The following is a 14,913-nucleotide window of genomic DNA, read 5'->3' as shown; positions in this document are numbered from 1 at the left end:
TATTGTTGAATAGTGAAATATTTATAGAAATCCGGGCTTTGTGTTAGCTTAGAACTTCTATCAAATCCACTGTTTTAATGTTCTGTTTCTATTTTGTACCTGTACTGCCAAAGCCACCTGCTCCTCTCGAGGTTTCTTCCAGCAAGTCAACTTCTTCCCATACCGCGCGTTCATGTTTGGCAATAATCAACTGGGCAATCCGCTCTCCATTTTCCACAGTAAAGTCTTCATTGGAAAGATTTACAAGGATCACTCCTATTTCCCCCCTGTAATCTGCATCTACAGTCCCCGGGGAATTAAGCACTGTTACTCCTTTTTTCGCAGCGAGGCCACTTCTTGGCCTAACCTGCGCTTCGTAACCAACCGGAAGTTCTATAAAAAGTCCTGTTTTAATAATACTTCTTTCCAAAGGCTTTAACGTAACAGACTCTGTTATATTGGCACGAAGATCCATTCCTGCCGATGCTCCTGTTTCATAATTAGGGAGATCATGGGAAGACCGGTTGATTATTTTGATTGTCATCTTTTAAAAATTAATTGTTTCACAGCAGTTTTTTCCTGAAGAAAGACCAAAGTTAAAAAAGCCAGCCATAAACTTATTCCTATTAAATAATTATTTGGGAAAATATAGAATGATATCCCCGAGATTAATACAGATCCTGTAAGGTATAATCCTATTTTCCTGAGGTCGTAGGGAATTGGATAATATTTCTGGCCAAAATAATACGAAAGGATCATCATTGTGCCATAGGCCCCAACAGTTGCAATGGCAGATCCCATATAGCTCATAGTTGGAATAAGCAAAAAGTTTACCGCCAGAGTTATTATGGCCCCGCCTACAGAAATAAAAGCTCCAAAGCGGGTGCGGTCTGTCACCTTATACCAAACTGACAAATTATGATATATACCCAAACAGAAATTTGCAAGCAATATTAACGGAACTATTTTCATTGCCTCCCAGTAATCGCTGTTTCTAATGAGGAGAATTTTCAGAAAATCGGCAAATACAACCACCGTAACAAGGATCACAGATCCAAAAGCTACGAAATACCGGGTAATTAAAGCGTACGTTTTCTGTGCGTTTTTTTCCCCTGCATGGCTAAAAAAGAAAGGCTCTATTCCCATCCTGAAGGCGGTAGCAAAAAGAGTCATGAAAATTGCAAGCTTGTAACAGGCGGCATACGCTCCCACGGCTTCTTCAGCAATATTTTCAGGTAAAAACCAATCCAGCAGGATTCGGTCAAAAGTTTCATTTATGGCGAAAGCTACCCCCGCGATCAAAACGGGATACGCATAACGCATCATTCGTGTCCATAAAGCTGTGCTGAAGCTATACCCTACTTTAGTGTAAAAGGAGATCACCATTAAAAGCGTTATGCTGCTCGCAATGATCATGGAGATAAAAATATAGGAGATCTCAAAATCAGGAACATACATTTCAGCTACTATCCCACCGGAATTTCCCGCAGCCATTTTTGGCAAAAACAAAAGTAAAAAGACATTCAATCCCAAATTAACGGCGACATTCAGAATTTTAATGATGGCGTATTTTACCGGTTTTTCATTTGCTCTTAACCACGCAAAAGGAATTATCACCAGCGCGTCAAGAAGCAAAATAAATAAGGTATAATGAATATAATCTTCCCTAATTCCCGATAGATCTGATAGCTGACTGCTTAATAAAAAAGCCAGTACAAAGAAGAGTACCGAAGTGAAAATTATTGAAAGCGCTGCTGTTGAGACAACAAGGCCTTTGTCCTTTTCCTTATGAAAAAACCGAAAAAACGCGGTCTCCATCCCGTAGGCAAGGAGCACGTTAAAAAGTACGATCCAGGAAATAATAATGGAGAATTCCCCATATTCTCTTACAGGAAGAACATCTGTATATAAAGGCACCAGTAAAAAACTCAACATTCGCGGTAAGACCGTTGCAAGCCCATAAATAAAGGTTTGCTGAAAAAGTTTTTTTAAACTGCTCAAAAGGGAATTTATTTAGGGTCTAAATATCCTAATTTCCTGACAAACATTACCAAAAACGGGCTATTTAATTTGCTTCCCGCTCCCTGATCCCGGTAATTTTGTAGTATTTGGTCTTGTTGTTTTGGGAAAACACCAGAATAGCTTCATCTTCTTCAAGGCTAAAAGGGGATTTTCCAGCCTTTACAGGCATTTTATTGGCGTATTCCTCTCTTGTATCAGAACTCATAATTAAGTCCGGCTTACCGGTATTAAATCGTGCGCTATACATTCCCGGGGTTAAATCATCTTGTTCCAAAGGGGCACTCATGCCACGAAAATATACACTATCCAGACTTACCCGATTTGTTTGAAGGGTTTTTACCGGTATGAACAAATGAACCGAAGAAGCATCCGTCATCGTATACACACCTCCAAATTGCGCCGGAGGTCGTTCCTGAAGGTCTTTATTGCCTGCACAATTGGTGAATAATGCAGTTGTTATGATCGCGCTGAATAAAAAATAGAAATACTTCATGGTTCTGGAATTAAGTTCTAAAGTTAACAAAACAAAATGCTTGCCAAAAGAAAAACCCCCGCAGTTATGCAGGGGTTTTTGCTATAAAAAAAATATATATCTAGTTATTCAAAGCTTCAGCCCCACCAACGATCTCAAGGATCTCATTGGTAATGGAAGCCTGGCGGGCTTTGTTGTAAGATAACTTAAGGGCATTCCTTAATTCGGTTGCATTATCTGTAGCCTTGTGCATCGCTGTCATACGTGCACCATGTTCAGCAGCAAGCGAATCACTCATAGCTTTGAAAAGCTGCATTTTAAGTGATTTTGGAATAAGATCCTTTACTATCTCCAGTTTACCCGGTTCAAAAATATAATCTAAAGTTACATTTTCGTCAGTCTCAAATTTTTGAATTGGCAAAAACTGTTCAGTGGTGACAATTTGAGTGGCAGCATTTTTAAACTGGTTGTAGATGATCACAATCTCATCATACTTTTCTTCAAGAAATAATTGCATTAGATCTTCTGCGATCTCTGCAACATGGGCATAATCTAAAGTATCGTAAATGGCATTGTTATTCTTTGAAATGCTAAAACCTTTCTTTAAAACATCGGCCGCTTTTTTACCAATGGTCAAAAGCTTCACATCCTTACCTGCATATTGAGTTTCCACAAGTTGTCTAACTCCTTTAACGATGTTGGTGTTAAAAGCTCCTGCAAGCCCCCGGTTGGAAGATATGGCTACGATTAATACTTTATTTACCTCTCTCTGTTCGGCATATTTACTACCTGTATCCCCTTCAAGGGTAGCGCTTAGGCTTTGAAGAAGCTCGGTCAACTTTTGAGAATAAGGACGCATTTTTGTGATAGCATCCTGTGCCCTGTTCAATTTGGCAGCAGAAACCATTTTCATGGCACTGGTGATCTGCATGGTAGATGATACCGATGTGATCCTGCTACGTAATTCTTTTAAATTTGCCATTTTTCTTAGTATTGAGTATTGAGTAGTTAGATATGAGATCTAATTACTCAATACTTTATTATATTCTTTTAACTACAGAAAACTGAAATCTCAATTCTCTATACTCAATACTACTTCTTATATTTATCTGAAAGCTCCTTAGCTACTTTAGTAAGTGTGTCTGTGATCTCATCTGTAAGCTTTCCGGCTTTAAGGCCATCAAGAACATCACGATGTTTCATGTTCAGGTACTCAAGGTATTCTCTTTCAAACTCTTTTACTCTTTCTACAGGAACGTTTCTCAACAGGTTTTTAGAACCTGCAAAGATAATCGCGATCTGGTCTTCAACCGGATAAGGATCATTTTCCGCCTGCTTTAAGATCTCCACGTTTCTCTTCCCTTTTTCAATAACATTCATAGTCGCGGCATCAAGATCAGATCCAAACTTAGCGAAAGCTTCAAGCTCACGATATTGCGCCTGGTCTAATTTCAAGGTACCAGCCACTTTTTTCATTGATTTGATCTGAGCGTTACCCCCTACACGCGATACCGAAATACCTACGTTGATCGCAGGACGAACCCCCGAGTTGAACAAATCTGAAGTTAGGAATATCTGCCCGTCTGTAATAGAAATTACGTTGGTTGGAATATATGCCGAAACGTCTCCCGCCTGAGTTTCAATAAGAGGTAAAGCGGTTAAGGAACCGCCACCTTTTACCAGGTGCCTTATAGAATCTGGAAGGTCATTCATCTGGCTGGCAATCTCATCATTGTTAATGATCTTTGCAGCCCGCTCAAGTAATCTTGAGTGAAGGAAGAAAACGTCTCCAGGGTAAGCCTCACGTCCCGGTGGGCGACGTAACAATAAAGAAACCTCACGGTAAGCTACTGCTTGTTTTGAAAGATCATCATACACGATAAGGGCAGGACGACCGGTATCTCTAAAATACTCCCCGATAGCAGCACCTGCAAATGGAGCATATACCTGCATTGGAGCAGGATCTGATGCATTTGCAGCTACAATAGTGGTGTATGCCATAGCACCTCTGTCTTCAAGTACTTTTGCAATACCTGCAACAGTAGAAGCTTTTTGCCCTATAGCAACATATATACAGAATACAGGTTCCCCTGCATCATAAAATTCTTTTTGGTTTAGAATGGTGTCAATACAAACTGCGGTTTTACCGGTTTGACGGTCACCAATTACCAATTCCCTTTGCCCTCTCCCTACAGGTACCATAGCATCAATAGCTTTGATCCCGGTTTGAAGCGGCTCGGTAACTGGCTCTCTGTAAATTACCCCGGGAGCTTTACGGTCCAATGGCATTTCAAAGGTTTCACCCTGGATAGGGCCTTTCCCGTCAATAGGAAATCCTAAAGTATCCAGAACCCTTCCGGTAATTCCTTCACCTACTTTAATAGATGCAATACGCTCTGTTCTTTTTGCAACAGAACCTTCTTTGATCTCTTTTGATGGTCCTAAAAGTACTACCCCTACGTTGTCTTCTTCCAGGTTTAATACAATTCCTTCCAGTCCGCTTTCAAATTCAACCAATTCCCCGTACTGGGCATTTGCCAAACCATATACACGAGCAATACCATCACCTACGGTAAGAACGGTTCCTACTTCATCAAGAGAAGCTTTTGCTTCGAAACCTGAAAGCTGTTTTTTTAATATTGCTGAAACTTCAGCAGGATTTACTTCGGCCATAATTATTTAGAATAAAATTGAAACGCCTTGAGCGCCTCTGTTTTAATTAAATTTTTGATATATATGTATTGTTGCTAAATTCTCTTTTTAGATCTTTTAAGCTTCTGGCAACACTAGCATTATATTGAAGATCTCCAATCCTAAGGATAAATCCTCCTATGATAGCGGGATCTGTAATGTTTTTTATTGTAGCACTGTTTCCGGTAAGCTCTTTTATCTTATCCTGGATCTTTGCTTCAAGGCTGGTATCCAAAGGAATTGCGGTGGTAACAGTAGCAACCTGGATATTATTCAGTTCATTGTAAAGCTCGTTATATTTTTGAGCTACCGCTTTTAGAATAATGATCCTGTTGTTTTCCAACAGAATGTCAAAAGCACCCAATGTAATTGAATGTGCATCTTTAAAAATTTCGCGAAGGGCGTTCTTTTTAAGATCGGCCTTTACAACGGGGCTAGCCAGAACATCCTGAAGTTCATCACTGGCAGTGATGGTTTGAGATATGGACTCCATATCTTTGTTCACCACCTCAGATACATTTTGATCCTTTGCAAGGTCCAAAATAGCCTTGGCATAACGTTGTGCTGCCCTGGTTCCTTTCATAACTCTAGTTTAAAGTAACATCATCCAACATTTGCTCTACCAAACGTTGTTGTTTTTCTTTTGAGGATAATTCCTCACGCACAATTTTCTCGGCAATTTGAATAGACAAAGTAGCTACCTGATCTTTAATTTCAGCAACAGCAGCATTCTTCTCATTCTGTATAACAACCTGTGCCTGTGCTACGATCTTATCGGCTTTTGCCTGGGCTTCAGCAGAAGCATCGGCTATAACTTTTTCTTTGATCACACGGGCTTCTTTTAAGATGGCATCACGCTCAGCTCGGGCCTCCTGTAACAGCTTCTCATTATCTGCCTGTAAATTCTGCATTTCTTTTCTGGCATCTTCAGCAGAAGCCAATGCAGTGTTGATAGAATCCTCTCTGTCTTTAACAGCTCCCAGAATAGGTTTCCAGGCAAATTTGGCCATTATAAAGATGAGAACTAAAAAAACGATGGTTTGCCAAAAGAACAAGCCAATTTCAGGAGTAATTAAATCCATATCAATTTATATAAAGAATTATATTTTAATCAAAAACATCATTTAAAACCTGTTCGCAACCAACCGTTGCGAACAGGGTCTAAAAATTTTAAGGACTAAGCCGGTACTGTAAGTACCCCTAATAATGCAGCAACAACTCCAAAAAGGGCAACACCCTCTACAAGAGCCGCAGCAATAATCATAGCAGTCTGGATCTTTCCAGAAGCTTCTGGCTGGCGAGCGATAGCATCCATTGCAGATCCACCAATTCTACCAACCCCAATAGCAGCTCCAATAACTGCAAGACCAGCTCCTAATGCTGCAAGTCCAATGTGTAAATACTCCATAGTAATTAAATTAAAAATTAAAATTAATGATGTTCATGTTCCTCAACCGCCATCCCGATGAACAGGGCAGACAGCATTGTAAAAATAAACGCTTGTAGGAATGCAACCAGCAATTCCAATACTGTGATGAAGAGTGCAAATGGAACCGAAATACCGGCTACTCCTGCACTTTCCAATATAAATATCAATGCTAATAAGCTTAAAATGATAATGTGACCGGCAGTGATGTTTGCAAATAAACGTATCATCAAGGCTATTGGTTTAATAAAAAGCCCCATTACTTCTACCACTGCAAGGATAGGTTTTACAAAGGTTGGAATGCCAGGCATCCAAAAAACGTGTTTCCAGTAATCCTTGTTTCCATTTATAAATATTAAAACAAGAGTAAAGAGTCCCAGGGAAACTGTTACCGCAATATTTCCTGTAACGTTCGCCGCACCAGGCAATAATCCCAAAATATTTGTTATCCAGATGAAGAAAAATACCGTTAAAAGGAAAGGCATAAACTTCATATATTTTTTCTCACCTATTTGAGGACGTGCAATATCATCCCTTACAAAAATTACAAGGCTTTCCAACACGTTGTTGAAACCGCTGGGAGCCTGCTTATTTTTCTTGTGGTAACTGGCAAGTGAAAAGAAGAACCAAAGCATCAATATTACAGTTAAGAACATTGCCGCCACATTTTTGGTAATGGAAAAATTCCAGGGTTTTTGAGCGTTTATTGCATTATGGTCTGCATCAAATTCAAGAGCAGTTGCATTATCATCAAGCTGATAGATCTTCTCGTGATAATTTACAAATTTCATCCCATCTCTTTCCACAATATACTTCCCTTCAGTATCGTGATGAAATGCACTTGACATAAAAGTAACAGGCCCATTATCAGTAAAAAGGATCACAGGTAGCGGAAGGGTAAAAGAACTATCCCCACTACCAAAAAAATGCCACCCATGAGAGTCACCTATATGGTGCATAATCATATCTGTAGCATTAAATTTCTTTGCAGCTTCGTTAATTTTACTGCCTTCTTCCTGAGAAAATGTGAAAAAGGGAAGAATAGCCAGTGCAAATGTCACTATAATCCTTAAAGATTTTTGTGCTGTCATAATCCTGTTAAAACTTAATAATTGTGGGCTCAAAATTTCGGTGCAAAGGTATACTTTTAATTTTTATCTAAAAGCCCCCAATAAATATTTTTAATGCATATCGCATTTTTATGAAGCCTCTTGATAACCAAAAAGTTATTTGGCATTTATGAGTTTCACAGCATAAAAGGTTTCAAAAACCAAAAACAAAAAATAAGGGATGAAAAAGGAAAGCAGATTGGCAAAGGGATTACCGCTGTTACTCAATAACATGGGCAGGAGAAAAAGCACCGCCGCAAGCATCTTTAAAAGACTTGCACCCATAAAAGCAAAGCCGGTTTTATCCTGAAAATTATTATAAATTAAAATGAGGATAAAATAAATTATAAGGGTGGCCAGGAAATGGAAAAGGTAAATTGCAAACACCGGATAATAAAGAACCATATCTTCCAGGAGAAAAGCGCTTATTAAATATTGAATCAGGAAAAGGATAATTGTAAAAGGAAGAAGCCGGTAGGAAAAATTTAGTAGTTGTTGTTTCATGAGATATTGTTAGTCCTCCTTACTCATTTGAGTAACTTTCCTTATCACCAGGTAAAGTGATATAAATACTCCCAAAAGGGAAATTCCTATTGTAAAACCTGAAAAATCGTTGGGATATCTTTTATCCAGCCAGATACCCGCAAAAACGCCGGCGGCTATGATTACACCCATCTGGATTGCAATATTAACAAATTCCAGATATTTATTATGCGGTGCGCTCTTTTTGTTTTTGGTCATCTTTATTGAGGGTCTTAACCATATTCTTCATTTCACAGGAAGCGTTAAAGGTTGCCCCCGGCTCTACGGCCAGTTTCCCTGCAGTTACCTCTCCTTCAACCAATGCAGCAGATCTAAGGGTTAAGGTCTCAAGCACAGTTAGTTTACCATTGAATTTTCCTTCAAAATCTGCATTCTGGCAGGTAAGGGTACCATCAATTAATCCCCCTTTACTTATAACTACTTTTCCGGCTGTTTTAACATTGCCTCTTATGGTTCCTTCTACACGAAAACCACCTTTTGCAATAATATCACCGGTAATCACAGTTCCTGCAGAAATTCGGTTTTGTTCCCTGCTGGTCTCAGAGGATGTTTTTATTTTATTGGATTTACTAAACATTTTATTGTGGATTGGGGTTTGAAACAAGGTCTTTATAGGCCTCAATATTTTTATGTAACTGGACTACCCGGTAATTTTCTGATGAGATTACTATGGGCTCCCTGTTTATGGTGTATTTTTTATTGATCTGAAACATTTCCGTAAGGCCTTTAGCACGTTCGGTGCTTTCAATACCATGGATGACAACAAAAATCGTGTCAGGATTATAAACGTCTATTGAAACAGAATATTTTCTATATTCCATTTCCTTAAAAGCATTTTCTGTTTTTTCCTTTACTACAAGTGCCTGTTCTCTTTCTTCAGGATTAAATCTATATAGTAATTTAATATTGGTTTGGGGTTCCTGTATTTTGAATTCCTTATTTTGAAGTTGCGGTAAGGTTGTATTGGTTAACGCCAAAGCCTTTTGGCCCTCCTCAGTTTGCGGATAGTTTACCGCGATATAGTTCAATGCCTCTTTATATGCTTCAAATCCATACAATCGTCCTGTGGCGTTGGCATTTAACAACTCAATTTTTGGCAGCAGTTCATCATTTTGAAATTCCTGCATTAATATCTCACCTCTTCTAAGAACCTCAACATACTCTCCCTGCTCAAAAAGTCGATAAAGCTCGTTGTATCTGTCTTCCGCGGTGTTTTCCAATTCGACTGCCAAACCGGGATTATTTATACTTGCAGCATACCGGGAGTTCGGATAATCTCTCAGCACGGTTTGCTTATATCTATCAGCTTCTGCATTATTTCCCGTTGCATTGTAAATTTGATACAGGTAATAGTTCCCCGGAACCACCAGCCTTTCTTCCCTGGTATAATCCAGCATTGACCTTAATCTTTGTGCAGCAAGTTCATTCTCTCCAAATTTTTCCTTGTAGATCAATCCCAGCCTGAAATAGGAATTATCCCGTTGGGCAGCAAGGCTGTCTATAATTCCCTGATTTGTGGGGATCTGATCTATATAGGTGCGTGGATTGAATTGGGGATTATTGGCAATTATCAATTCAGAAACCTCATCCAGCTCCTCGGGACTTCGGGAAATGAGTCCTCCGGGATCTGTTCGCCAGTTATCCTTAAGTTCACGAGGGCCCCAGATCCTCAAAAAGTCTGACATTCCACCGGCAACGCGACCGGGATTATAAAAATAAAAAGTAGTTCTTAAATTGGGTCCCCCAAGGGAAGGCGGTGCCCCGGGAATTCTTCTTTCAGGCAAAATAGCAGGAGTTTCAGCTATTTCACCGGTTTTTGCCCGTAATACCGCTGATGCTTTGAGATCATTTGTATAACTGGTAAAGTAATTAAGTCTTTCCTCCTCGTTCATAGCAACAAACCGGAGAATACTGTCATTCTTTTCAACGATCTCTTCGTATTGAATAACCTCTTGTAAATTGTCCCGCTTCCTTTTGATCACAAAATAATCCCGGGTTGTAGTTGGGATGTAAGTTAATGTGCTGTCATAATAAGCTCCCGCGATCCTGTATTGGGAGTTGTCGAAATAAATGTTACCAAGGGTTTCGTAGTTGACAGATCGAAGAAAATTATCTGATGTTTGTGCCCGCAGGGATTGATTGTAAAATTCTATAGCACGGTCTACAGAATCCAGGTGATGAAAATATTCGGCCTTTTGAAAATATATCTTATCCAGAAACGGGCGATTTTCTCTGTTGTTTTCTATTTCTTCCAGCCATGCCAATAAAGCGGGGGCATCACCATTAACATAATTAAAATTCCTGGCTTTCTCTAACTGGGCATTAACCAAATACTCCCGTGGGATTTTCCGGTTAAGTTCAATTACCCTGTCAAAGGCCAGGGATGCGCTGTCCCGCTTTTGAAGCACATTATACAACTGGCCTTCAATATAACTATAGCGCCCCTTTTCCTCATGCTCCTTAGTGTAATATGCTGCTACTTTTATGGGAGCAACAGCACTATACAGTGAACCTGTATTTATATAGGCCTGGGCCAGGGTTGCATGAGCATCGGCCATGTCCTGATCTTTCATATTCCCGCCTGCAATTAACCTTTTGAGGTTTTTAATGGCAAGCTTATCATTCTCAAGCCTAAGATTGGTTTTTTCCCTCCAGATACGGGCGTGATTTATGGTATTGCTCTTGGGATATTTATGCAGGATATAATTAAAGGATTCCAGGGCGGGAATAAATCTTTGATCATAATACCGGGCCTTTCCTAGTAGTAAATATGCCTCATCTATCTGCGGATTCTTTTCGGTTCCCTGAATAAGCATGGAATGTCTTTGAATAGCCTTGGTGGCTTTCTCCTCTGCAATCTTGAAATTTTCATTTCTTATGGTGCCCGGAAGAGCAATTTCTTCAGAAACCTGCATTCTTTCTACAGGCAGGATCTCCCAGAAATTTTCCTGATAGGTATCGGCAATTTGTTTCTTTCCCAGGTCAAGCGCCAGATCCCCGTTGTATAAGGTATTAAACTCTGTAGTTACGGCATGGTAGTTCCTGTTGATGAATTTGTCTTTTTTTCGGGAGCACCCCGAAAGACCAATTGCCAATACCAAACATACAATACCAAAGGTAAATCTATTCAAAATCAATACGTTCCTGATATAATAAATAACTGTTCATGGCCTGTTTTAGTATGCTAAAATACGTTTCTTTTTTCAATGCGGGCATTCAGAAATCCTTCTGGATTTTAAAAGCTTAGATCTCTACCCGTTGATCTCCGGAGAAATAGGACTCCAGTTCCTGCAGGGTGGCTCCTGAAGTATTAAGATCCTTTACTATTAATCCTTTGTCCAGCACCACAATACGCTCACAAACTTCAGTAACGTGTATGAGATCGTGGCTGGAAATTAAAAACGTGGTATCCTTATCTTCAGCCATTTCTTTAATTATCTTTTTAAGCCTTATCTGGGTGGTTGGGTCAAGATTGGCAAAGGGTTCATCTAAGATCACCACTTTAGGATCTCCAATAAATGCTGCTACGATGCCTACCTTTTTCTGGTTCCCTTTAGAAAGGTCCCTCAAATATTTGCGTTTTCCAGTGATCTCTCCATTAAAAAAATCCTCAAAACCGGCGAGGAGTTTATCAACATCGGCTTTGTTCTGTTTTCTTATTTCCCCAATGAAATAAAAATATTCCTCGGGAGTGAGGTATCCAATTAAAAAGCTTTCATCAATAAAGGAAGATGTAAAGGATTTCCACTCTTCGCTTTCGCTCACCGTAATTTCATGGTTAAAAATGCTTCCCGCAGAAGGCTGAATAAGATCAAGCAACAGGCTAAAAAATGTTGTTTTTCCTGCCCCGTTATTTCCCACCAATCCAAAACTCTGCCCGGCAGGAATTTCCAGATGATCAATTTTTAGTACGGTTGTACCACTATATATTTTTGAAATATTGCTTACGGTGATCATTAAGTATTGTTTTATTCGCCTTGTTGCTTAAAACCTTCCAGCATTGCATATTTTTTCCTTTTGTAAACCTGGGCAATAAGAGAGATCGCATGTGCCCTAAAAATAAGTCCCATGACACCTAGCCCCAATAATAGTGCAACTCCGCTTTCAAAGGAAATAAATTTATTGAAGATCCAGAATAAAAAAACAGGAATTATAATAAGAGGTATTCCTACAAGCCATTGCGCAACGCCTGTTCCCTGATAGTTCATAAAAGGGCTTTTATCCAGATCTATCCTTTTTCGGTTAAAGGAACCCGCATAAAGCAATAGCGGAATATTAATGCCAATATTATAGACAGCGCAAACAATATTCATCAAAAAAATTTTCCATCCATAATAAAGATAAGGGGTTGCAAGAATGGCCAGGGCGGCGACACTAACAGTGATCAACCCGGCCTTTGCGTTTAAATATTTTGTAATAGGAATATCCTGAGACATGATCAACGGATAATAACCTGCATCCCATGCTGGAATAAACTGGCCAAAATTCATCATAAAAATACCCGTCATAAATATTCCTACAAACACATAGGAGGCAGGCATCCCCAGGTATACCTCCTGCGTATAAAATAAAAGGCCATAACCCAAAAGAAGAATAGACATGTAAACAGCCGTTTTGGGCCTTTTATTTCTCCATATCAATTTCAAGTCTTGTTGTAAATAAGGAGCAAGATCGCCAAAACGTTTGGTCCATAAAAATTCCCTTGTATTGGCGCTTTTAGCTTTTTCCCTCAGGCTTACATCCAGATAAAATTTGCTTTCAAGATTATAGCGGTTCCAAAAGAACAAACCCAAAAAAAGTACAAATGGCACCAATGCAAGAAGTGGATAGACCAAAATTTGGTCAATACCGTCTCCAAACAGAACACTTATTTGAAAGACCTTAAAATAATCGAGAATTCCAAGTACTACTACCAATAGTACGCCAGGCAGCAGAGCTTTAAGATCATCAGTAAATCTCTTTTTAATTATAAAATTTGCAAAATTTACACAAAGCGTTAGACCCAGCATTGCGAACATCCAGGCAATAACAGAGAAGTCTGAATGAACATTCTTATAAATATTAAATATTCCGAAGGGAATAATGATCAATAATGGCAGAAAATTAAAAAAGGACAAAATAGATTTAAAAAGAACGAAATTCACCACCTTTCTTTTTTTTATGGGAAGATTAAGCAGTGGTTTAATGTCCAGAACCGGGAGAGTTTGCAGAAAAAACCTGAGCGCAAATTCTGCCAGAAACCACAAGAGTAGATAGCGGTTCACCACCAACAAGGGGTCTTGACCGGGCATATAATTTTCTATTAAAGGATAGAGGCCAATCCCGGCTAATAAAAAAAGGGTGATGAAATATAATGCCAGGAAAACCATTAGAATTTTTAATCCGATGCTTTTGCCTATACTGGCCGATCGAAAAAAAGCTTTCCATTCCAGCGTGAACAACCGCTTAAACATAGTTTCCGGTTTTTAAAAGAAGTGTGGAAAATTACAATTTTGTTACGATTTAAAATCTTCATCTTTGTATTTTTGCAAACAAAGCTATTAAGATGAATAAATTTTATGCTTTAAAGGTAAAGCAAATAATACGGGAAACCCCCGAGGCAGTGAGTATATCTTTTGACATCCCGGAAGAGCTCAGGGATATTTTCAGTTACAAAGCAGGTCAATATATCACCATTCAAACCCAGTTGGACGGGGAGGAAGTAAGAAGAGCTTATTCTTTATGCTCTTCCCCCGGTTCTGGAGAATTTAAGGTTACAGTTAAAGAAGTTGCCGGCGGAAAATTTTCTGTGCTCGCCAATAATTCTTTAAAAGCAGGAGATGTTCTTGAGGTTCATCCTCCGGAAGGGAAATTTATTTTTGAGCCTGGCAATAAAGCGCAGAATTATGTGGCTTTTGCAGCGGGAAGTGGAATCACACCGGTACTCTCAATTATTAAAACGGTTCTAAGCAGTGAACCCGAAAGCACCTTTGTGCTGGTTTATGGAAACAGGTCTATTGAAGAAACCATATTCTTTAAGGAACTGCTGGAATTACAGGTTGAGCATCCTGAAAGGCTTTTTATCGAATTCATATACAGCCGCACCAGGGAAGAAAATGCTCAATTTGGGAGGATCGAAAACAGCACAGTAAATTTTGTGCTTAAGAATAAGTTTAAAGAAACAGGTTTTGAAAAATATTTCCTTTGCGGGCCCGAGGAAATGATACAAGCTGTTACAGAGATCCTAAAATCCAACGGGGTTCCTGAGGAAAGTATATTATTTGAACTTTTCACCACCAAGGACGCCGCCCCTGTAGAAACTGCAATAGATGGGGAGGTAAAATTAACTATTATTGTTGATGATGAAGAATCCAGCTTCACCATGGATAATAAAAAAACCGTTCTGGAGGTTGCCCTTGATAATGACATTGATGTACCTTATTCCTGCCAGGGAGGGATATGCAGTAGTTGTATAGCAAGGATCACCGAAGGAAAAGCAGAAATGCGCAAGAATATGATCCTTACAGACAGCGAGATCGCAGAAGGTTTGATCCTTACCTGCCAGGCCCAGCCTACAACGCCTGTCCTGAAGGTTGATTATGATGATGTATAAAGTGCTTATCTTTCAAGCACGAGCCATATAAAAAAGTCCCGGAATCACCGGGACTTTTTTATTAGGAAAAAAATTTGTT

At 39.3% G+C, this 14,913-nt stretch carries 16 protein-coding genes; 1 reads left to right on the top strand and 15 read right to left on the bottom strand.

All coding sequences use genetic code 11. The features are described from left to right. Positions 1–88: 88 nt before the first annotated feature. The 15 genes from dut to FK178_RS12520 all read right to left on the bottom strand — a co-directional run bounded on the left by dut (position 89) and on the right by FK178_RS12520 (position 13,695). A complete protein-coding gene (gene dut, locus FK178_RS12590; RefSeq protein WP_146835746.1) occupies positions 89–523 on the bottom strand; it encodes a dUTP diphosphatase in 435 nt (144 codons plus the stop codon). Then, positions 520–1,980 carry an oligosaccharide flippase family protein gene (locus tag FK178_RS12585; protein WP_146835743.1) on the bottom strand — a complete coding sequence of 487 codons (1,461 nt, stop codon included), beginning with the start codon at positions 1,978–1,980 and terminating at the stop codon, positions 520–522. Before FK178_RS12585 ends, dut begins: the two co-directional genes overlap by 4 nt. Positions 1,981–2,044: 64 nt before the next feature. Continuing rightward, the gene (locus FK178_RS12580) at positions 2,045–2,494 is read right to left on the bottom strand and encodes a hypothetical protein (RefSeq protein ID WP_146835740.1); all 450 of its coding nucleotides are present in this window, start codon (positions 2,492–2,494) and stop codon (positions 2,045–2,047) included. Between the two features lie 100 nt (positions 2,495–2,594). Next, entirely contained in the window at positions 2,595–3,455 is an 861-nt protein-coding gene (gene atpG, locus FK178_RS12575; protein ID WP_146835736.1) for an ATP synthase F1 subunit gamma, read from the bottom strand. A 110-nt stretch (positions 3,456–3,565) separates the two neighbouring features. After that, a complete protein-coding gene (atpA, locus tag FK178_RS12570) occupies positions 3,566–5,146 on the bottom strand; it encodes a F0F1 ATP synthase subunit alpha (RefSeq protein ID WP_146835733.1) in 1,581 nt (526 codons plus the stop codon). A gap of 46 nt (positions 5,147–5,192) precedes the next feature. Further along, positions 5,193–5,747: an ATP synthase F1 subunit delta gene (gene atpH, locus FK178_RS12565; RefSeq protein WP_146835730.1), complete on the bottom strand. Its 555-nt coding sequence runs from the start codon at positions 5,745–5,747 to the stop codon at positions 5,193–5,195. Positions 5,748–5,751: 4 nt separating this feature from the next. Beyond that, on the bottom strand, positions 5,752–6,246 hold the full coding sequence (locus tag FK178_RS12560) for a F0F1 ATP synthase subunit B (RefSeq protein WP_146835727.1): 495 nt from the start codon (positions 6,244–6,246) through the stop codon (positions 5,752–5,754). Positions 6,247–6,341: 95 nt separating this feature from the next. After that, positions 6,342–6,572, bottom strand: a complete 231-nt coding sequence (atpE, locus tag FK178_RS12555; protein ID WP_006989078.1) for an ATP synthase F0 subunit C — start codon at positions 6,570–6,572, stop codon at positions 6,342–6,344. Positions 6,573–6,595: 23 nt separating this feature from the next. After that, positions 6,596–7,681: a F0F1 ATP synthase subunit A gene (atpB, locus tag FK178_RS12550; protein ID WP_146835724.1), complete on the bottom strand. Its 1,086-nt coding sequence runs from the start codon at positions 7,679–7,681 to the stop codon at positions 6,596–6,598. 135 nt (positions 7,682–7,816) lie between these two features. After that, positions 7,817–8,203 carry a DUF6168 family protein gene (locus tag FK178_RS12545; RefSeq protein WP_146835721.1) on the bottom strand — a complete coding sequence of 129 codons (387 nt, stop codon included), beginning with the start codon at positions 8,201–8,203 and terminating at the stop codon, positions 7,817–7,819. A 9-nt stretch (positions 8,204–8,212) separates the two neighbouring features. Further along, complete coding sequence (locus tag FK178_RS12540; protein ID WP_146835718.1) at positions 8,213–8,440, bottom strand: AtpZ/AtpI family protein; 228 nt, start codon at positions 8,438–8,440, stop codon at positions 8,213–8,215. Then, a complete protein-coding gene (locus tag FK178_RS12535; RefSeq protein WP_146835715.1) occupies positions 8,409–8,819 on the bottom strand; it encodes a bactofilin family protein in 411 nt (136 codons plus the stop codon). Before FK178_RS12535 ends, FK178_RS12540 begins: the two co-directional genes overlap by 32 nt. Before the next feature lies 1 nt (position 8,820). Beyond that, on the bottom strand, positions 8,821–11,373 hold the full coding sequence (gene porW / locus FK178_RS12530) for a type IX secretion system periplasmic lipoprotein PorW/SprE (protein ID WP_146835712.1): 2,553 nt from the start codon (positions 11,371–11,373) through the stop codon (positions 8,821–8,823). A gap of 112 nt (positions 11,374–11,485) precedes the next feature. After that, the gene (locus FK178_RS12525; protein WP_146835709.1) at positions 11,486–12,199 is read right to left on the bottom strand and encodes an ABC transporter ATP-binding protein; all 714 of its coding nucleotides are present in this window, start codon (positions 12,197–12,199) and stop codon (positions 11,486–11,488) included. Between the two features lie 11 nt (positions 12,200–12,210). Further along, on the bottom strand, positions 12,211–13,695 hold the full coding sequence (locus tag FK178_RS12520) for a DUF5687 family protein (RefSeq protein ID WP_146835705.1): 1,485 nt from the start codon (positions 13,693–13,695) through the stop codon (positions 12,211–12,213). Positions 13,696–13,787: 92 nt separating this feature from the next. Between FK178_RS12520 and FK178_RS12515 the strand changes: the two genes are divergently transcribed. Then, positions 13,788–14,834, top strand: a complete 1,047-nt coding sequence (locus tag FK178_RS12515; RefSeq protein WP_146835702.1) for a ferredoxin--NADP reductase — start codon at positions 13,788–13,790, stop codon at positions 14,832–14,834. The last annotated feature ends 79 nt before the right edge of the window (positions 14,835–14,913 follow it).

Source organism: Antarcticibacterium arcticum (assembly GCF_007993795.1).
Lineage (GTDB): Bacteria > Bacteroidota > Bacteroidia > Flavobacteriales > Flavobacteriaceae > Gillisia > Gillisia arctica.
Note: the sequence above shows the minus strand (reverse complement) of the source record. Positions and strands in the feature narration are given on the sequence as shown.

Coding starts and splice junctions, on each gene's coding strand:
- FK178_RS12535 (WP_146835715.1), bottom strand. CDS start 8,819: ATGTTTAGTAAATCCAATAAAATAAAAACATCCTCTGAGACCAGCAGG.
- FK178_RS12520 (WP_146835705.1), bottom strand. CDS start 13,695: ATGTTTAAGCGGTTGTTCACGCTGGAATGGAAAGCTTTTTTTCGATCG.
- atpB (WP_146835724.1), bottom strand. CDS start 7,681: ATGACAGCACAAAAATCTTTAAGGATTATAGTGACATTTGCACTGGCT.
- FK178_RS12515 (WP_146835702.1), top strand. CDS start 13,788: ATGAATAAATTTTATGCTTTAAAGGTAAAGCAAATAATACGGGAAACC.
- FK178_RS12560 (WP_146835727.1), bottom strand. CDS start 6,246: ATGGATTTAATTACTCCTGAAATTGGCTTGTTCTTTTGGCAAACCATC.
- FK178_RS12545 (WP_146835721.1), bottom strand. CDS start 8,203: ATGAAACAACAACTACTAAATTTTTCCTACCGGCTTCTTCCTTTTACA.
- FK178_RS12580 (WP_146835740.1), bottom strand. CDS start 2,494: ATGAAGTATTTCTATTTTTTATTCAGCGCGATCATAACAACTGCATTA.
- dut (WP_146835746.1), bottom strand. CDS start 523: ATGACAATCAAAATAATCAACCGGTCTTCCCATGATCTCCCTAATTAT.
- FK178_RS12540 (WP_146835718.1), bottom strand. CDS start 8,440: ATGACCAAAAACAAAAAGAGCGCACCGCATAATAAATATCTGGAATTT.
- atpG (WP_146835736.1), bottom strand. CDS start 3,455: ATGGCAAATTTAAAAGAATTACGTAGCAGGATCACATCGGTATCATCT.
- FK178_RS12525 (WP_146835709.1), bottom strand. CDS start 12,199: ATGATCACCGTAAGCAATATTTCAAAAATATATAGTGGTACAACCGTA.
- atpH (WP_146835730.1), bottom strand. CDS start 5,747: ATGAAAGGAACCAGGGCAGCACAACGTTATGCCAAGGCTATTTTGGAC.
- atpE (WP_006989078.1), bottom strand. CDS start 6,572: ATGGAGTATTTACACATTGGACTTGCAGCATTAGGAGCTGGTCTTGCA.
- atpA (WP_146835733.1), bottom strand. CDS start 5,146: ATGGCCGAAGTAAATCCTGCTGAAGTTTCAGCAATATTAAAAAAACAG.